General features: G+C 33.3%; 19 protein-coding genes and 3 pseudogenes. 18 read left to right on the top strand and 4 right to left on the bottom strand.

The genetic code is table 11. The annotated features are described in order from the left end of the window. The first annotated feature begins 50 nt into the window (after window positions 1-50). From JFL43_RS20425 to JFL43_RS23130, 5 genes and pseudogenes are all read left to right on the top strand, one after another. The gene (locus JFL43_RS20425; RefSeq protein WP_200750455.1) at window positions 51-677 is read left to right on the top strand and encodes a LysE family translocator; all 627 of its coding nucleotides are present in this window, start codon (window positions 51-53) and stop codon (window positions 675-677) included. 448 nt (window positions 678-1,125) lie between these two features. Continuing rightward, a complete protein-coding gene (locus JFL43_RS20420; RefSeq protein WP_200750454.1) occupies window positions 1,126-1,890 on the top strand; it encodes a hypothetical protein in 765 nt (254 codons plus the stop codon). Window positions 1,891-1,959: 69 nt separating this feature from the next. Further along, a complete protein-coding gene (locus JFL43_RS20415) occupies window positions 1,960-3,177 on the top strand; it encodes a hypothetical protein (protein WP_200750453.1) in 1,218 nt (405 codons plus the stop codon). A 298-nt stretch (window positions 3,178-3,475) separates the two neighbouring features. Further along, window positions 3,476-3,850, top strand: a pseudogene (locus JFL43_RS20410) (HAD family hydrolase); the annotation flags it as partial. 202 nt (window positions 3,851-4,052) lie between these two features. Continuing rightward, window positions 4,053-4,184, top strand: coding sequence for a hypothetical protein (locus JFL43_RS23130; protein ID WP_267907830.1), 132 nt, complete (start codon window positions 4,053-4,055; stop codon window positions 4,182-4,184). Window positions 4,185-4,560: 376 nt separating this feature from the next. Here the strand turns inward: JFL43_RS23130 and JFL43_RS20405 are convergent, their stop codons facing one another. After that, the gene (locus JFL43_RS20405; protein ID WP_200750452.1) at window positions 4,561-4,851 is read right to left on the bottom strand and encodes a hypothetical protein; all 291 of its coding nucleotides are present in this window, start codon (window positions 4,849-4,851) and stop codon (window positions 4,561-4,563) included. Window positions 4,852-5,036: 185 nt separating this feature from the next. Then, window positions 5,037-5,189, bottom strand: a pseudogene (locus JFL43_RS20400) (IS4 family transposase); the annotation flags it as partial. On the opposite strand from JFL43_RS20400, the gene JFL43_RS20395 reads away from it, so the two are divergent. From JFL43_RS20395 to JFL43_RS20370, 6 genes are all read left to right on the top strand, one after another. Beyond that, on the top strand, window positions 5,179-5,643 hold the full coding sequence (locus JFL43_RS20395) for a transposase (protein ID WP_234447930.1): 465 nt from the start codon (window positions 5,179-5,181) through the stop codon (window positions 5,641-5,643). The pseudogene JFL43_RS20400 and the gene JFL43_RS20395 sit on opposite strands and share 11 nt — an antisense overlap. A gap of 33 nt (window positions 5,644-5,676) precedes the next feature. Then, window positions 5,677-5,838: a hypothetical protein gene (locus tag JFL43_RS20390; protein ID WP_200750450.1), complete on the top strand. Its 162-nt coding sequence runs from the start codon at window positions 5,677-5,679 to the stop codon at window positions 5,836-5,838. Window positions 5,839-6,131: 293 nt separating this feature from the next. Beyond that, window positions 6,132-6,479: a PadR family transcriptional regulator gene (locus JFL43_RS20385; RefSeq protein ID WP_200750449.1), complete on the top strand. Its 348-nt coding sequence runs from the start codon at window positions 6,132-6,134 to the stop codon at window positions 6,477-6,479. Continuing rightward, a complete protein-coding gene (locus JFL43_RS20380; RefSeq protein ID WP_192600553.1) occupies window positions 6,448-7,005 on the top strand; it encodes an HAAS signaling domain-containing protein in 558 nt (185 codons plus the stop codon). The genes JFL43_RS20385 and JFL43_RS20380 overlap by 32 nt, the downstream gene beginning before the upstream one ends. Before the next feature lie 2 nt (window positions 7,006-7,007). Further along, window positions 7,008-7,232, top strand: a complete 225-nt coding sequence (locus JFL43_RS20375) for a hypothetical protein (RefSeq protein ID WP_200750448.1) — start codon at window positions 7,008-7,010, stop codon at window positions 7,230-7,232. A gap of 58 nt (window positions 7,233-7,290) precedes the next feature. Then, window positions 7,291-7,674, top strand: a complete 384-nt coding sequence (locus JFL43_RS20370) for a DUF5391 family protein (RefSeq protein ID WP_200750447.1) — start codon at window positions 7,291-7,293, stop codon at window positions 7,672-7,674. A gap of 519 nt (window positions 7,675-8,193) precedes the next feature. On the opposite strand, the gene JFL43_RS20365 is transcribed toward JFL43_RS20370, so the two are convergent. Both JFL43_RS20365 and JFL43_RS20360 read right to left on the bottom strand, forming a co-directional pair. After that, window positions 8,194-8,394 carry a hypothetical protein gene (locus JFL43_RS20365; protein ID WP_200750446.1) on the bottom strand — a complete coding sequence of 67 codons (201 nt, stop codon included), beginning with the start codon at window positions 8,392-8,394 and terminating at the stop codon, window positions 8,194-8,196. Then, complete coding sequence (locus JFL43_RS20360; RefSeq protein WP_200750445.1) at window positions 8,395-9,582, bottom strand: DUF418 domain-containing protein; 1,188 nt, start codon at window positions 9,580-9,582, stop codon at window positions 8,395-8,397. It lies immediately after the preceding gene. A gap of 99 nt (window positions 9,583-9,681) precedes the next feature. Here JFL43_RS20360 and JFL43_RS20355 point away from each other — a divergent pair, with 99 nt between their 5' ends. The 7 genes and pseudogenes from JFL43_RS20355 to JFL43_RS20325 all read left to right on the top strand — a co-directional run. Further along, entirely contained in the window at window positions 9,682-10,386 is a 705-nt protein-coding gene (locus JFL43_RS20355) for a response regulator transcription factor (RefSeq protein WP_200750444.1), read from the top strand. Window positions 10,387-10,390: 4 nt separating this feature from the next. Next, the gene (locus JFL43_RS20350) at window positions 10,391-12,049 is read left to right on the top strand and encodes a sensor histidine kinase (protein ID WP_200750443.1); all 1,659 of its coding nucleotides are present in this window, start codon (window positions 10,391-10,393) and stop codon (window positions 12,047-12,049) included. 307 nt (window positions 12,050-12,356) lie between these two features. Continuing rightward, window positions 12,357-13,127, top strand: coding sequence for a GNAT family N-acetyltransferase (locus tag JFL43_RS20345; protein ID WP_200750442.1), 771 nt, complete (start codon window positions 12,357-12,359; stop codon window positions 13,125-13,127). 132 nt (window positions 13,128-13,259) lie between these two features. Further along, window positions 13,260-14,102, top strand: a complete 843-nt coding sequence (locus JFL43_RS20340; protein ID WP_234447929.1) for a MerR family transcriptional regulator — start codon at window positions 13,260-13,262, stop codon at window positions 14,100-14,102. Between the two features lie 119 nt (window positions 14,103-14,221). Further along, complete coding sequence (locus JFL43_RS20335; RefSeq protein ID WP_200750441.1) at window positions 14,222-15,322, top strand: C45 family autoproteolytic acyltransferase/hydolase; 1,101 nt, start codon at window positions 14,222-14,224, stop codon at window positions 15,320-15,322. 464 nt (window positions 15,323-15,786) lie between these two features. Next, a complete protein-coding gene (locus tag JFL43_RS20330; protein WP_200750440.1) occupies window positions 15,787-16,899 on the top strand; it encodes a serine hydrolase in 1,113 nt (370 codons plus the stop codon). 204 nt (window positions 16,900-17,103) lie between these two features. Further along, window positions 17,104-17,673: pseudogene (locus JFL43_RS20325) on the top strand (transposase); the annotation flags it as partial. Window positions 17,674-17,881: the final 208 nt, after the last annotated feature.

Here is a 17,881-nt window from a genome sequence, read left to right as displayed (position 1 = left end):
TGAATGTTATTTCCCTTTTGGTTAAAATGTAAAATGAAGGTGGTATTTAATTGCTAGCATTATTTTTCGCAAATATTATTCTTGGATTATCCATTGCTTTACCGGTTGGGACGATTACTGTAGAGATGACTAAGCAGGGGCTGAAGAATGGTTTTATGCATGGCTGGGTTGTTGGGCTTGGTGGTATGACTATTGATATTGCCCTAATACTCTTATTATACTTTGGTTTAGCTTCCGTACTCTCTATTCCAATGATTCAAACAAGCTTATGGTTAATTGGTGCAATCTTCTTATTGTATATTGGTTATGAAAGTGTAAAAAATGGTGGAAATGATATTTCATTGAAAGGTGAAAAGCCGACAAAATCATTAAAATCATCTTATTTTAATGGGCTGCTTGTAGCCATCTCACCTGGTAACTTAGTGTTTTGGATCAGTATTTTCGGACCAATCTTAGTCAACTCTTTTGATGCCACAAATACAATTAGCTTTCTTGTTATAGGAGCAGGTATTTTAGTCGGAATTTTAATTCACGATATCGGCTTGATGACGTTAATTTCAGGGACGAGAAAAGTATTAAATCCTACATATATTAAGTGGGCGTCTGTTTTGGCAGGGCTAGTGTTGATTGGTTTTAGCGTTTACTTTTTCTATGAATTTTATAATAGTGTAATATAGTATGGGGACTAGCTTTCGGGCTAGTCCTTTTTAGTTTTAGTTTAATTAAAGCGCGATGATTTATTCACTAATTGCAGGTGTTGTTGATCGCTCACTCAATCTTTCTTCAAAAATTCTATGAATACAATAAAATTTGCATTATGGGAGTACCCTATAATTTTTAAAAATACGATTTATATAACTAGGTCTTTAGTTTTATTTGTTAGTTTTTTAAAAGCCTTTATACCCATTGCACATTTTATTAAAATATCAGAACAATATCGAACTATTCAAAATGATATATTTCTCCGAGTGCTAATTACTATTTAATGGGTATATAGTGAGAATGTATGAAAAAAGGTATGTTTTTGCTTTTTTTAAAATGTAAGTATGTTAAGATAAAGGTGCAATCGCTTACAAAATAGTGTGATTGTGAATAGCAATATAAAAATAAACGAGGAGGATGTATATGAAAAAATATTTATTATCTAGTTTATTAGCAGTAGGTTTGGTAGGTTCATCTATACCAAATATATCATTTGCAACAACTGATGGGGTACCTTATTTAAATGAAATTTTACAAATGCAGCCAGGTGTCAGCTCTGAAGAATTAATTTCGGATATTAGTTCAATCTCGGAAAATATGGGAATTACAAAAGAAGAAATAGCTAAACAAATTTATAAAGAGCTTAAGGAAAATGATTTACAAGCTTTAAAAGAGAATAGAATAAAAGGTGGGAGTGGTGGTACTGTTTCTGTAGGAAATAGTACAAGAGGTGGGAGTGGTGGTACTGTTTCTGTAGGAAATAGTACAAAAGGTAACTTCTTTTATACTGATTCTCAAACTGCTTATTTAAATCATGGACATGTAGGTTTATACTATTCTAACAATGAAATTGTTGAATCTGTACCAGATACTGGGGTTCGCATTATTTCTACGCAAAATAGAAAAGTAGATCAAGGTGGAGCTCTTGTAAAATCAGTAACAACTTCAACAGATAATAGAGATAGTGCTGCTGATTGGGCATATAGTCGAGTTGGGGAGGATAGTTATTCAATTAATTTTGCTACAAATAGAACAACGAGTCATACAGGTGCTAAAAATTGTTCGAAATTAATTTGGTCTGCATATATGTTAAAAGCTAATTTAGATTTAGATAAAGATGGCGGATTAGGGGTATATCCTAGAGATGTTCGTGATGCTGAGGATACAGAATTAGTAAGAAATATTTAGAAATAAAAGGAAAATGCAATAAGTTATGAATTATATCTTATTGCATTTTCTTTTTAATTGGAGGATTTAATGAAAAAAATAAATAAATTTGTTATAGGGGTATTGGTAATATTAATAGGAGTATGTATATACTATTTTTCTTATCAGAATAATAAAACTTTGTTTATCAAAGACGAAGAGATTCAGCAGAAAAGCTTTTTGGAAAATAAACAAGCAGTTCTATATTTATCAACTACAGCAGATCAAGATATGGATAATAGAGGTATAAGTTATTCAATATTTCTTGACGATGAAGGTAAGACTAGTGCATATAAAATGAAAGGTTTAGAATTAGGTAGTATTGCTATATCGGAAGATAATAAAGAAGTTTTACTAGAAAGTAAAGATAAAATCAGAATAATTGGAGATATGTATCAAGAATTTGATATGAAAAACCAATATACAGGAGAAAAAACAGGATATTTAAAAAATCGAGATTTATATTTTAGTATTTATAATACAGGGGTAAATACATCTACGGGTAATTATGATTCAAATGTAGTATTTGGAAATAAGAAAGGCTTCAAAATGGGGAATATACCTTATTATATATCAACATCAGGAATAAATGAGGATGAAGTCATAATATTGACAAAGGATATAGAGAAAAACCAACATGATTTAAGAAGAGTAATTATAGGTGGAAATGAGGTTAAGGTGGAAAATGTTATTCAACTTGAAAATGAAAAAAATGCAGAATATGCTAGCCTTTCTTCTATCATAAGTGATGATAAATATTATTATTTTATTCTTAGCGAGTATGTAAGCGAGACGAGTGAAAATGTAATACTTTTTCGCGTAAATAAAGAAACATTAAAACAAGAAAAGATTACTGTATCTAAATATAAAAATAATAATAACTTAGTATCGATAATTCCATTTAACATAAAAAATTCTACCTATTTATATGACAATGAATTATATTACATTAATGGATTAGGAGAAGTATTTACATTAAATACAAAAACAAATGATATAGCTATTAAATTTACTATTAAAAATGCACCAAAAGACGGTGTAAGGCATAATGAAGAGACATTTTTTCAAAATGGTAATTTGTATGTATTGAGATATAACATAAATGCTAAAAATAAATATTACATTGAAGTCTATTCATTAAAAAGTGGTGAAAAGTTAAATGAAATTAAAATGGAAGGATTGGACAAAATTTTATCTTCAGTAAAAGGAAAATCAATTTACTCTTATGATTTTAAGATGCTGGATCTTTCAGGAGATTTTTCAGAATAGTAAGTAAATAAATCAGGTGTGGTGATTAGGGGAATATTAGGTTGTTATTTACCGTTAAAATGGGTTTTTTATGTTCAATACTAACGTCGTATGTTACTACATTTTCTAATTGATTGTAGCGGAGGGTGCTTGCCCGCGGAAATCGAGCATCCCGTAGCCGATATCAACCCACCACTTTAATAGTAATAGTTAAAATTGGTTAATCAACACGCCTATTCTTATATTTTGGTTTAGCTTCCGTACTATTTATGTCAAACTTTAGAAGTTATTCGACGATGGTAAAAAGGAAGAGAAAGCAATGTTACAATCACTGATTTTTGATATGGTTGGAACTCTATTTCAAACAGATAAAATTTTAGAATTATCACTTGATGATACATTTAACCAGTTACGGTCACTAAATAAATGGGATAAAGTAACCCCTATTGATAAATACCGTGAAATTATGGGTGTACCTTTACCAAAAGTATGGGAAGCTTTGTTACCTAATCATTCCAATGAAGTAAGAGAACAAACTGATGCTTATTTTCTGGAAAGATTAGTTGAAAACATATGAAGTGGGAAAGGTGCTTATCCTAATGTAAAGAAAGTTTTCAGTTATTTAAAAGAGAATAATTGTTCAATTTACATAGCGAGTAATGGTTTAACGGAATATTTAAAAGCAATTGTGAGTTAGCCATTCATGTAGTGCAAAACCATATAGAATAAATGGCACACGAGAAAACTATCCAAGTTCTTTAGTACAACGACAACATTTTGCTTTTAAAGTTAATTTAGAAGATATTTCCTCAGCGAAAGAATATTTATCCGATTTAGGTATTACAACAACAAATTTTTTTGGAGAGAGTTCTGAAAAGTTATTAGTATTTCCTTTTATGCCGGCTGTATCTATCTATTTTGATGATCCAGATGGTCATTCAATTGAATTTATATCCATACTAGATGATCCACCAAAACCCGAATTGGATATTATGACTTGGCAAGAGTGGGAAGCGTTACACGGTTGAGGCTAAATTATTTATTCTTTTCTTAAAATAAGGTTTTTGAAGCTTAGGGTAATGAATGAAAATGAGTTTTGAGCACATCTTTCTTATTAAATTAAACAAAATCAGTTTGTGACTTAAGACACTTAAACTAACTAGTGCGTTAGTTCAATAGCAGGATGTCATCTTATTCAAACTAGGCTCTGTTTAACTTGATTGTGGTTTTTCTAAATCTAATAAGCGTATTTGAGATTTTATTCTCAAATACGCTTATTTTTCGAGTGGAGAATAATCAATAATCGCCTCCGATTAAAAAATAAATAACGCCATCACAATTACTAATAAAGAGACGGGCATAAAGAACATTCCCCAACTATTTTTCCCCTTATACTTAAACTCTTCAATAGCTAAAATACCAATTTAGCCTTCGTGAATCAGCTAAAAAGATGAAAGGAATTTCTAATACTACTTTATTTTTCTGGCGACGCCCATTCTTTACTTCAAATGTACTGAAACGAACAACATTTGAAGTATTACAATAAACGCAACAAAGACCATTCTTAGCTTTTTTTTCGCTTACTTCTTGAAAAACAGGACGAGTGTCGTGAAATGGCATTAAGAAATAATTAAAATGTGATAATAGACGTTCTTTGTCCAAAACAGCTAATTTATTAATTTCAACCACCTTCATACGGAACTCCTCGCAAATGTATATTCTTATATTTATTTTCACTAGCGTTGCATAAATACTTACAGAAAATTCAATTTTTTATTATTGCGGTTGAGAGCCAAAAAAGGAAACACTTCAATAAAGGTGGCTTCATCAATTTGGTTTTTATTTACAATTATACATGTGCGACAACGACAGTTTGCTTTTTATGGAACGGCTTTGCCTTCGATTTTTCGAAGCCAGATGTAGGCTGGTTTCCATAAAGAAGCCCTTAAATATCGGCTGATTTGCAGGATTTTTCGTTTACTCTTGGTTTCAATTTGAGCTAAAACATTCAAACAAAATACAATGAGGGCAATTTCGCCGGTCAATTATTCAACCGTTAGTAAAAAGGCCGCTGACGTTCCCTATGAAATTTTCAAAGACCTTTTTCATTTGCTAATTAGTAAATGTAATCGGGGAAAACGCCGAACAAAAGTAGTCAAACAAGCTCTTCTCCTTGTGGATTCCACGACAATCACTGTTGGTAAGAACAGCTTACCCTGTACGCCTTTTCATGGTGAACGATCTGGCATTAAACTGCATGTGTCCTTTACATCAGAAACCGGCATGCCACTTGAAGTGAAAGAAACGGGTGGACTGCACCACGATGGTCCAGTAGGCGAATCCCTTGCGAATAAAGCATTTATCCTTGTCCAAGACCGCGCATATGGCAAGCACGCCCGGTTCGACCAGTTCAAAGACCAGAAGCAGTTCTTCGTAATTCGCCTGCGTGACAATGTCGAACTACATCAACCACGCTCACTTAAATGAATCCAACAGCTCGATTCGAATGTGCTCGGCGATGTGACGTGCCAGGTCGAAACGGAGCAATCACGTACCATCCACCGTTATCGCGTCGTCACTTTCTGCGATCATGAAGGGCATAGTATTCGTGTCGTTACAAATGTGATGAACGTAAGTGCAGAGGGAATTGCCAACATGTATAAAGCGAGATGGGCTATCTAATCTTTTTTCCATTGGATCAAAGGCTATTTGAATCTGCCTATCCTATTTGGAAACTCTAAAAATGCAGTATTTACGCAACTTTTCATCTCATTGAGTGTGATTGTGTTAGTAAAATGGTTTTTTGATCAAGTAAAAAAACAGTTAGTCAATCTAGGATAAGGGAATCTGTCGAAAGGGGATTACCTATATCTGGTTAATCAACAGACGTGATATAATAAAAAATTATATAAATGTTTGTAATAAGTACCATTTAATGTTAATGTACCTGAAATATAAATATAGGAGAAATAATTGTGAATGTTCAATTTAAAAAAGGCGTACTGACATTGTGTGTCTTAGTGTTAACAGCACATAAGGATCGTTACGGATATGAACTTGTAAATGAGATTTCTGATAAGTTTGTCATATCAGGAGGTGCGGTGTATTCGTTGTTACAACGTCTGACAAAAGTAGAATATTTCTCAACCTACATCATCGAGTCACAAGAGGGACCGGCACGAAAATATTATCATCTTACAGATAAAGGGAAAGCTTTTATGGAAGAGCAACTAGAAGAATGGAAATCATTTTCCGAAGGGGTATACCGTATTATTAAGGAGGGATTAGAGAATGACGAAACAGGAATTCCTAACGAAACTTGAAGGGTTTTTACGTAAGATCCCTAAAGAAGAACGCTATGAAATTTTAAGGGATTATCAAGAACATTTTAAATTAGCAGAAGTCAATGGAGAAACAGAGAAAGAAACGGTAGAATCACTTGGATCACCGAAAGCGATTGCGAAAGATTTATCAGCAGATTTTTATATCACATATGCTAAAGAAAATCGATCAATAAGTAATATCTCAAGAGCAATTTTTGAATATTCAGCACTAGGGCTTTTCAATATGTGTGTGACAATACCATTGATAATAATCCCTTTTTCAATCATTTTCAGTCTTTACTTAGCAGCACCTTGTCTGATTATTTTCCCAATTCTTATTTGGTTTAAAGTATTCTTAAATGCTGGCAGCGATTTGGTAGCAGGTATTTTTAATATTATGATACCGATTAGTATTGGTGTTTTAGTAATTATTGGAACAACCTATTTCGCTCGATGGTCCTATATTTTAATATTGCGCTATTTACAAATGAATATCCAAATCGTGAAGAGAGTGAGAGGAGAATAAGGATGAAGCATGCAATACTTGGAAAAATAGTTATAGTTACTTTAATCTTTCTTATCATTGGAACAGTTGGAACAGCAATATTAGGATTTCATCTTAAATTTATCTCTTGGGATTTAGCAACATCACAAGAGAAAGAAATTACTAATAATTTTGATAAATCGGCATCGATTGAAGTAATATCATTAAAAGATTCAAGTATCATCACAACAACTACAAATAATAAATAAATCAAGGAGTTTATCAAAAAGCTGAAATTTGGTAATTGGAGTCAAGGAGTGAGCATAAATGAAAAAAAGCTTGGTTATAATAACATTGTTATCTGCAATATTATTTTGTAGCATGTATATTTTTAGTTCGATCTTACCCCCGTTGTCCGAATGGAAACCTAATAATATTAACTCTGTACGTCTATGGGTAGATATCATTATATTTCTTGCCCTGTATATCATCCCTTTAATTTTGTACAAATCAGGGATTCATGCAATGAAATATATTATGGCAATATTTTGTGGAACAGGAATATTTGTATCTCTTACAATTGTGATTGGTCTTTCTATTATGAGTTCAATATTCGGAAGTGCTTCCGCATCACCAGTAGTAATTGTCCTTTGCACAGCAACATCAATTACTAATATTATTTGGTATATCCTAGCTTTTCGTAACGTATAGAATGCACATAAAAAATCATACAATAGCTTAAAGTCGGCTAGTACAGGGATGAAGTTTAAAGGATTATGACTCGGAAGTTTGTAGTTTTAAAACGTTATTCATTGAAAATCCCTCCTTTGTAAATGAAATAAAAAGATCATCCTGACAACTGATTGCAAAAGTTGTCAGGATGATCTCTACTTCTTAGTACAGTAGGTGCATACTAAGCGCAGATAAAAAGACTAAGGCCACTCCATAAAGGTTCTACGGCGTTCTTTACTGCTTCACGACTTTGTAGTTTTAAAGTTATTTTAATGCAACGCTAGTGATTTATTTTAGAACAAATAGTATAAATAGGTAATTATCAACAGTGTAATTAAACAGAGCCTCAAAATAAAGGCGACCTCTCTATTATTGAGAGAGGTCGCCTTTAAGTATAAATAACGAAGCTGTCAAACTTCTAGAATAATGATTTTATTTCAAGAAAAATAAGTTTAGCAATATACCGATGGATTTTAAACATTTCTTACCTCCACCATTTTAATTTACCTCTACTTTTGGTCGCATGACACTGAGGGCTCTAGTAGAAAATGATAGAACAGCTATTAGTCGAATAAAGAAAAACAGATATTCTTTTTTCTCAGTTGTTGGTTTAAATAAAATTGGAAGTTGCTGAGTTATCAAATAAAGCATAAATAGTGTAAGAGCAATATAGATAACAATAGAAATGATTTTTTTCAATTAGATTCCCCCTTTTGAACTGGTCTTCACACGTCCATTCCAAGAAAAATTCGTTACGATTCGCACTAAAAGCTCTAAGGGGCCACGATTGTATTTTTTTAAATAAACTGTACTGATCCAGCATTGAAGTGTGAATAGCGCGATACCTAGTAAAATACTATTAAATGTACCGAAGTCACCAAACCAACCAAGGCCGTAACCGTAGAAAATGGAAGTGCAAATAACGGATTGCATAATATAATTAGTTAGAGAAAGTTTACCAACGCTTTCAAATGCTCGGAAAGGCAAAGCATGTGCATAGCTTGTAAAAAGATATGCGAATGCAGCTATATAGCCTAATGACAGCATTGGTGCACCGCCCGTTAAACCAATAGAAGCAAAGTTACTGTCTTCTGCTAAGTAAGCAACCCCTTTGAAAATGAGCCCAAGTGGTATGAGAATCACCATATACTTAAAGTATGATTTCCGCTCAGAAGTAGGGTTTGCAAATAAATTCAGCTTTGCTGCTGCCATGCCGAATAAAAATAATGGAGCTGAAGCAATTGGAGCAAAAAGCATGATCACAAGTAAGACGAAGGGTTCGTCGTCGAACATCGTTGTTAATGGATCTTCTCCATTATTACGTTGATTTTTAATCTCTAAGTAAGTTCCGTGTTTGTAACTATCTGCAGTTTTCTCAACGTAGCTAGCAGTAATAGCTTTTTCCTTCGAGTTTTCTTCATATTTTCCATAGCTTATTGCTGTCATGGATAGCAGTATGGCCGCACCCCAAATAATGAGTGTTTTGGGCTTTCTGTTGATGAAGATAAATAAAAAGAAGCCGATACCACCATAGAAAGTAAGTATGTCACCTTCCCAAATAAATGTACCGTGTAAAAGACCTAAAGTAATGAGCATCAAAAAACGTCTTACTAAAGACCACCGCGATTTCCGTCCTTTTGCTCTCAACGATTCTACTAATTTAATAAGTGAATAGCCAAACAAAAATGTGAAGATAGGCATAAATGAACCTTCCACAAATATCTGGATAAATTTATAAGAACCAAAATCAAATTCAGAAAGTTTATAAAATGAAATAAGATTCTGACCAAATAGGCCATATTGGAAAATAAGCAAATTGGCGAGCAAAATACCAAATAAACTAAACCCTCTCAAGCTATCAATTAATTGAACACGCTGTCGTACCAAAAAAACTCCTCCTTAAATACTCTCTATTTGTTAGTATATGGAGAGAAACTTATGTTGAACTGAAAGTAATCTTAAAATTACCTTAAATTGGAGAGTGAAATGAAAATGGATGCTAAAATATTAGTCGTAGATGATGAACAAGCCATTGCAGATATGGTGGACATTATTCTACACAAAGAAGGCTTTTCTAATATAGATGTTTGTGGCAGTGTAAAAGAGGCTATCTTACATATAGATAAAAATATATATGATTTTTTTATTTTAGACATTATGTTACCAGACGGCACTGGGCTTGATCTGGTAAAGCGGATTCGCCCTGAAAATAATGCGCCTATTTTCTTCTTAACAGCGAAAGTGGCAGATGCAGATATTCTGCGCGGCTTTATGACAGGAGCAGATGATTATATTACAAAACCATTTAATCCTCTGGAATTAGCGGCTCGTGTGAAAGTACATAGTAAGCGCTATAGTGCTACAAAGAATAAAACGACATCAAAAGGTACATTTGATTATGGCCGTTTTCAACTTAACATTTCAGCTGCAGAGCTAACAGTAGATGGACAGAAGACCATTTTGTCAGGTAAGCTCTTTCATCTATTAAAACTATTTTGTGAGCACCAAGGGCAAGTGTTATCTAAAGAGCAAATTTATAAGCAAGTATGGGGTGATGATTACTTTATCGATGATAATACAATTATGGTACATATTCGAAAGCTTCGAGAAAAGATTGAAGTGGATCCAGGACGCCCTTCTTATTTACAAACGGTTAGAGGTATCGGATATAAATTAGTTCAAGGAGAGTGAAGTAATGCGTCTATCTAGGAAGATGACCTTGCGTTTTATAAGTTATTTTGCAGTCTTCTATATACTTTTGGTTATTGTAATGATGTCATTGCTTGCATACGCCTTTTATAAAAATGAAAAGAGTTCAATCTATGCCAATTTACTAATTATGGACAAGATGGATTTAGAATATGATGTTAAGCAGGAAGATGGCAAGTATGTTTTATCGGATAAATTAATAAATTCGGCAAAGAGAAGTGGTGGTGTCATTCATTTATTTGATGAGAATGGCCAATTACTTGCGAGCTCAGGTAAAGACGCGAAATCATATTCCATGCAGAGAATGGTCGACATGACTAAGGATGAGCAAGCTCATATTTGGCAGTTTGAAAAAGATCAATATCTAGTGTTTGAACAACAAAATGTAGCAGCAACTATATTGGAGATTATTTCGAAAGAGGGTATTCAACATATTTCGAATAAAACAAAGCTCCAAATAAAAGAAGCAGAAGCCATTGTCGAGCGTTACACTGCAGATGGGGAAAGACAGCAGATTATTTTTGGTGAGAAAACAAAAGAGATGGACCCCATAAAGATTTTAATGGGCAGTAGAAATTTCGCAGAAACCAGAGAGCTTGTTGCATCTGAAAAATTACGTGATGGCTCATTGCTTGTCGTGCGCACAAAAAACGCTTTCTATAATCCATCAGAACCTTTTTATTACAATGCTATAAAATATTTTCTAATAGGGACGGGTATTTTCCATATCATATTATTAGTCATCATTGTTATTTTCTCTGCTTTTATAGGTAACCGTTTTGGCCGCCCACTTTTATATTTTCTAAAAAGGATTGAAAAATTAGCTATTCAGGACTATACACAAGTCAATGATCGCAAATTGAAACGCAAGGGAAGCGATAGACTAAAGAGAAAATATAAAATTTTTGAAGAAGTGAATCAATCATTATCACAACTTTCTACGACCCTAGCTGAAAATGAACGAAAAATACAACAGACTGAAAAGTGGCGAGAAGACTGGATTACTGGTCTATCTCACGATTTAAAGACGCCATTAAGCTCCATTTATGGCTACTCTAAAATGCTGTCATCGACGGATTATGAATGGTCACAAGAAGACGTACGTAAATTTGCAGGTACAATGCAGGAAAAAGCGGAATATATGGATGCTCTCATTAAAGATTTAACATATACGTATCAACTTAAAAACAATGCGGTTGTCATTCATAAGGAAGACGTGAATTTGAATGCATTTCTAAATGATTATGTAAAAAATACAACTTCTGAAAATGTGAAAATGGAGCAAATGAGTAGTGAAACACAGATTTTAGCTGACCCCATTTTATTAAAACGTATACTTGATAATCTTGTAGGAAATGCGGTGGAACATACGTCTGAAGGGACGCTAATTCATTTGGAACTAACTGAATTAGGTGGTAAGGTGCTATTGCGAATTCGTGATGAAGGACAAGGTATTCCTAAAGAAGAACTTGATAATTTATTTAATCGTTATTATCGCGGAACAAATACGACTTCGGAAGCTTCAGGTACAGGACTAGGCATGGCCATTACGAAGCAGCTTGTAGAAGCAATGGACGGACAAATCATCGTAGGATCTGATTCATTGGGCACTGTCGTGACAATTGTTTTTCCTAAGATATTTTAGTAGCGATATCGTTCAATTCATGAGGGATCAGGATGGAAAAGTAGTTTCGATTTCTACAGTAATTTAAGCTCTACAATTCAAATGAAAAAGCTATAAGGACTTTCTTTCCCTAAAGAGAGGATTTCATCAGAAACTAACAAGGACTGAATATATAAATAGCAAAGTTCAAACTACTAAGATTAGATAGTTTAATAAAAATCAATAAAAACGAACCGATACCCAAAAGATAAAGCATCTATTTTCCAGTTACTGTATAATAAAATTAACGATATTATTCAATTAGAGGAAAGAATGGAGGAATGATGAAATGATTGTAGTATCTAAAGAACATTTTAAATTAATAAAAAAGAAACTTAAAGAAGCACCAACATTTGTTTATAGCGTATTAGATAACATTATTAATGGAACTGTATATGCAGATTCCACTGATTTTAAATCATTACTCATTCAAACAGATTCAGGATTATATTATGTTGCAGGAGATCCAACTGTTGCAGCATTTCTAAAGAGTTTAGTTAGAATTTTTGAAACATCAGTAGATCAAGGGAAACGCTTTACATTATTTTCTGCTACGACTACTTGGAATCAGACAATTGAAAACCAGTTTGACAAGAAGGTAAAGAAAATAGAACGATATGCTTTTTGTTTTGATATAAATGTTTTTAAAACTAGAAAAATGAGTAACAGTAGCGAATATTATATAACAAAAGTTAATCAACATCATATTGAACATTGTTTGGAATTTGATAGAAATTACTATGATGAATATTGGGATTCTACGAACAATTTTCTTCAAAATGGGTTTGGCTTTTGTGTAAAAGATAAGGAGAGAATAATTAGCGAAGGCGTTTCCATCTTTAAATCCAATAATTATGCAGAAGTAGATATAATAACTGATTTGAAATACAGAGGAAAAGGGTTAGCAAATATTGTAGCTGAAAAATTCATTGACTACTGTCTTTCTCAAAATATTCAACCTCGTTGGGATTGTGATACTGATAATATTGCGTCAATCAAATTAAGTAGCAAATTAGGCTTTAAAGATCCTCAAGAATATGCTGTATATATCAAGAGATAATTCATAACCGAGGCTTTCATTGAAGATTAGTAGGAATTTCAAGAAAGAAGCTGAAGTGCCTTATTGATCTATTTTTTAGTTATAATGGTATTTTATATAGAAGTAAATGTAGTTTGGGAAAGGAGGGTGGCTATGTATACTATCGGAAGCTTTTCAAATTTATGTGATGTACCAGTGAAAACAATTCGTTACTATAGTGATATTGGTTTACTTGAACCTTCTTATGTAGATCCTGAGACAAGCTACCGTTACTATGACTACGATAAGATGAAAGAGCTGAAAATCATCCTGGTTCTTAAAGATTGCCAGTTTTCGTTAAACGAAATTGGGCAAGTTTTAAAAGGTGAAGATATGAAAATCCTAGGTGTAAGATTAAAGAAAAAAACGGATGAGTTAAAGGATCAGCTAGAACAAATCACAAAGCAAATTAACAATGTCCAGCAAATAGAGAGATTCATAAAGAATGATGAAGCATTCGTTCCGGAACCTACCTTATCAAGTTGTTACATAGAGAAGCGACAAGATACACAGGTTTTGTCTATTCGCAAAACAATAAACATTGTTGAAATGGACACTCTCGTAAAAAAGTTGTTTGAACGGTTATATGCCTATCAATTCGAAATGGATGGAGAGCTACTAGCTATTTTTCATCAAAAAGACTGGAAACAAAAGAAAGCAGACGTTGAATTACTTTTACCCGTAAAAGTCGATGAAAATGAGGAGCTTCTTATGACATTACCTGGGGGAATGTATGCATGTGTCAATGTGAAAGGGCCTTATTCAGAACTTCACTATGCTTACAATTGTTTAAAGGCATGGTTAGCAGAGCAATCGCTACATGTTGAAGGAATGTATATGGAGCAGTACATAAAAGGACTTGTCCCATCTAAAGTAGCCAATCCAATAAATATTAAACCGAACAATGAAATACATCCAAATGATTTTTTGACTAAAGTGTTTGTGAAAATAAGGTAGCAACCCATCATAAATGTCTAATGAATAATGAGATTAACTCTCCAGTTACTGGAGAGTTTATTCTGTTTATAGCAAGGTATACATGTCTTGCTATTAAAATGCAGAATGGGGAGCTTTGAATGAGAACGCATACTGGGGAATTTACTTTTCTTAAAGGAAGTTCGTATGAGATTGGAAAACAACAAGCATTAGAATACCTTGAGAATCCACACGCCAAGAATTTTTTTCTTAGGGAACAACCTGATTCAGATAAAGAATATCTTGAAATGAGATCCCAAATCGAAGAGTATTGTCCGGGATTAAATAGGGAACTAGAGGGTTTTGCAGAAGGATTTGGATTAGAGGCAAACCAACTAAAGTTTTATAACGATGCCTGGTTATTACCTGGTGGATGTAGTATAGGCGCAATTTTGCCCCGAAAAATGATTGATGGAAAAACATACGTAGTACGAAACTACGACCTTTCTCCTGATATTTCGGATATGCGCCTTTGTACAACTAAAGTAGATGGAAGATACACGCATACCGGTTTTTCTGTTTCTACATTTGGTCGGAGCGAAGGATTAAACGAGAAAGGTCTATGTGTAGCCTTTGCTTCTTGTGGCATGCCAATAGGTAAATACCCAGGTATGAGAGAACCAGCTGTAACTGGGTTGCAGTTTATGATTATTGTAAGAGCTTTATTGGAGACATGTAAAAATATTGAAGAAGCCGTTTATGCTGTGAAAAATATGCCGGTGGGGACGAATATGAATTTACTTTTAGCAGATGCAAACGGAGAGGCAGCTGTAGTTGGAACATTTGACGGAGTTAAAGTAGTAAAAAAAGCAGACCTAGACTATTTAATCGTAACGAATCATGGGTTATTTCCTGAAATTGAAAGACTTGAACCAGGCAAGCTAGAACAATCTCAGCTACGATATAATGTTTTAGAGAATAAGTTTAGTGACAATTGTAAGAGATCTGTTTGCGAAATTAAAGAACTTCTTTCAACAGAGTTTCCAGAAGGGTTGTCCATTCATAATTACAAAGAGAACTTTGGAACAGTCCATTCAGTGTTGTTTAATCTTACTGATCGCCAACTCGAGTTTTCCTATGGTTCTCCTTTACAGAATAAAATATATAAGATTAACGTTGGTGATCATTTTTCAAAGACACGACTTCCAGTTGAGTTTTGGGATAGGGACTATGGACCGGATTTTTGGAGAATATTAAGATAGCAACTACATGCCAAGGCCATAGACTATGTTTTAGGAGAAGCGTTTTCTCTTGCTATTAAAGGAAGTTTTAGTACGATATGTCATAGATACTAAGCTAAAACAGATTATGTACTTATTCAAGAAAAGGACGCTATTATGTAATAACACTTAGGTTTAATCAACTTTATTGTTATTTTTCTTAAGTAGTTGAGGAAGGATATATATATAGTAGTATTAAAGTATAGCAAGTTATGCGCATCCGGATAAATAAAAATAACTATTGAAAATGATTATTGTGATTACCTAAAAAAAGAAAAAATTGTGATGAGTGTTTCTATGACTCTTTTATAGCTTTTCAAATAGTCCATCTATCTTTTTCAATAGTTGTTTCATTGTCCTTTGAACTCAATTGTTCTTTAATATAAGTTACAAGGTCTTCAAGTTGTTCGCTACTCAATTCGCGAAGAAAGGGAGGAATTACCAAATTGAAAATAGCATTATGGATTATTGTAGGTGTAGTAATTTCATTAGTTTTAATAAGAGGAATTGTGACTTTGATATCTCGGAGGGAAAAGAAAAAGTTAGATCCTAAATACATTACTCGTTTTATCAAAGAAAAATTAGAAAGTGGAAATGTTTCATTATCTATAAGATACAATGATCAAAATTGGATAGATATTAACAGGAACCAGTTACTTCCTCTAGCAAGTACTGTTAAAATTATCATAGCAATTGAATATGCCCAACAAGCAGCAGAAGCGAAAATTGATCCAAACAAAAAAGTAAGATTAAAAGAAATAGATAAATTCTACATCCCGAAAACAGATGGTGGGTCACATGAAGAATGGATTAAGCAATGGAAAAGAGATGATATAGATAGTGTTCCATTATATGAAGTAGCAAATGGAATGATAGCTTATAGCTCTAATGCAAATACAGAGTACTTGATTGAGGTACTTGGTCTTAAAAATATCAATCATGTTCCAAAGAGTTTAGGAATCTTAAATCATGACCCTATGTATCCAACTACAAGTGCATTATACATACCTACTCAATTGATGAATGAAAAGAACTTATCGAAACAAGAAATACTAGAATTAATGAAAGACATGGATATGTCTGAATATCGTAGAAGAGCGATTGATATTCATAATAGATGGATAAATCAACCACTCTCTGATCAAGAAAAAAAACAATTAATAAAAAATTTAGATATGGATTTCCAAAAAAATTGGTCTAATCGTTTGCCTAGATCTACTACAAGAGATTATGTATCGATGATGAATAAACTGAATCGTAAAACCTATTTTAAAGAAAATGTGTATAAATATCTTGACCCTGTAATGGAGCAAATAATGAAAAATCAAAAAAATCGTGAATGGCTCGTTCATGCGGGACAAAAAGGAGGTTCTACTGCATTTGTTCTTACAATAGCAATGTATGCAACAGATAAAGAACAAAATAAGACGGAAATTGTATTTTTTGCAAATAATTTAACTACACAAGAGCAAAAAAAGCTCTTACGCAATCTTAATGAGTTTCAATTAAAGTTTTTAAAAGATGAAAAATTTCGAACACAAGTCAGAGAGAGTATCTAATCTAGTTGTGTAAGATGAATAAAAGTCGGATTCTACTGAAATAAACTGGCTTGTTCATATTTAAAATGTATTAAAGTGAGTTGATTTCATAAATTTAACCCTTAGAGCCTCAAGGGTTTTGAGACACGAAAAAAGGAGTACCTCCCCAAAATGTCGAAATGAGTAAGTGACCAAACAAACTCTCAGACGGGAGGAAGACTCCCTATAACTATTATACGACAAGGAAGCCTATTTGACCTGCAAGAATTATATAATTTAGAACCTACCCAACGATTTGTAGCTATTTTTTCAACTATTGATATTCAACCAATCTTCTCTGTAATTACGAAGAAGTCGAGATTTGGCCGACCCGTTGCATTCAATTATGCAGCAATGATTTATTCTTTAGTTGTCAGGATTATAGAACACATTCCATTCATTAAAGATTTAGTCAAACGCTTAAAGAGTGATATGATTTTCCGCCTTGACTGTGGATTTTTAGTATCTGATACTGTACCGTCCGAAGCTGCCTATTCCAGAATGATTACGTTAATCAGTGAATCGGACGCTTTAGAAGAGGTGCAAGAAACACTTCTTCATCAAGCCATTTCAGAATGATTTATTATAGATGACACGGTAGCGATTGATGCCACACACGTTGAAGTGCAAGACCAGGTACCTGCTAAAAAAGAAAAAACGGAAGTTCAACCTAAAAAACGTGGGCGCAAGTCAAAAGCAGAAAGAGAAAGATGGCTAATCGAACAAGCTGAACGAGAAGCCAATCTTCCTTTGTTTTAAAAGAAGATTGAATATAGAAAAAATAACTATCCATTAGCAGATAGCCCTCTAGTATTACTATTTGTCTTCTGAAGAATCGGGTACTGTCGTGTTAGTCATTTTTCTTAAGTAAATGAAGTCGGGGATATATAGTATTAATATATAGCGAGTAATGGGCGTCATTAAGGAGGCCACTGAAAAAGTCCTCAAAGATATTTCAAAGCGA

This window comes from Viridibacillus soli, from assembly GCF_016612995.1.
GTDB classification, from domain to species: Bacteria; Bacillota; Bacilli; order Bacillales_A; family Planococcaceae; genus Viridibacillus; species Viridibacillus soli.
This window is presented reverse-complemented; position numbering and strand designations above follow the sequence as displayed.

What these genes read in the sequence shown, in the direction of transcription:
- JFL43_RS20420 (WP_200750454.1), top strand. Translation starts at nt 1,126, where the DNA reads ATGAAAAAATATTTATTATCTAGTTTATTAGCAGTAGGTTTGGTAGGT.
- JFL43_RS20415 (WP_200750453.1), top strand. Translation starts at nt 1,960, where the DNA reads ATGAAAAAAATAAATAAATTTGTTATAGGGGTATTGGTAATATTAATA.
- JFL43_RS23130 (WP_267907830.1), top strand. Translation starts at nt 4,053, where the DNA reads ATGCCGGCTGTATCTATCTATTTTGATGATCCAGATGGTCATTCAATT.
- JFL43_RS20405 (WP_200750452.1), bottom strand. Translation starts at nt 4,851, where the DNA reads ATGAAGGTGGTTGAAATTAATAAATTAGCTGTTTTGGACAAAGAACGT.
- JFL43_RS20395 (WP_234447930.1), top strand. Translation starts at nt 5,179, where the DNA reads ATGAGGGCAATTTCGCCGGTCAATTATTCAACCGTTAGTAAAAAGGCC.
- JFL43_RS20380 (WP_192600553.1), top strand. Translation starts at nt 6,448, where the DNA reads ATGACGAAACAGGAATTCCTAACGAAACTTGAAGGGTTTTTACGTAAG.
- JFL43_RS20375 (WP_200750448.1), top strand. Translation starts at nt 7,008, where the DNA reads ATGAAGCATGCAATACTTGGAAAAATAGTTATAGTTACTTTAATCTTT.
- JFL43_RS20370 (WP_200750447.1), top strand. Translation starts at nt 7,291, where the DNA reads ATGAAAAAAAGCTTGGTTATAATAACATTGTTATCTGCAATATTATTT.
- JFL43_RS20355 (WP_200750444.1), top strand. Translation starts at nt 9,682, where the DNA reads ATGAAAATGGATGCTAAAATATTAGTCGTAGATGATGAACAAGCCATT.
- JFL43_RS20350 (WP_200750443.1), top strand. Translation starts at nt 10,391, where the DNA reads ATGCGTCTATCTAGGAAGATGACCTTGCGTTTTATAAGTTATTTTGCA.
- JFL43_RS20345 (WP_200750442.1), top strand. Translation starts at nt 12,357, where the DNA reads ATGATTGTAGTATCTAAAGAACATTTTAAATTAATAAAAAAGAAACTT.
- JFL43_RS20340 (WP_234447929.1), top strand. Translation starts at nt 13,260, where the DNA reads ATGTATACTATCGGAAGCTTTTCAAATTTATGTGATGTACCAGTGAAA.
- JFL43_RS20335 (WP_200750441.1), top strand. Translation starts at nt 14,222, where the DNA reads ATGAGAACGCATACTGGGGAATTTACTTTTCTTAAAGGAAGTTCGTAT.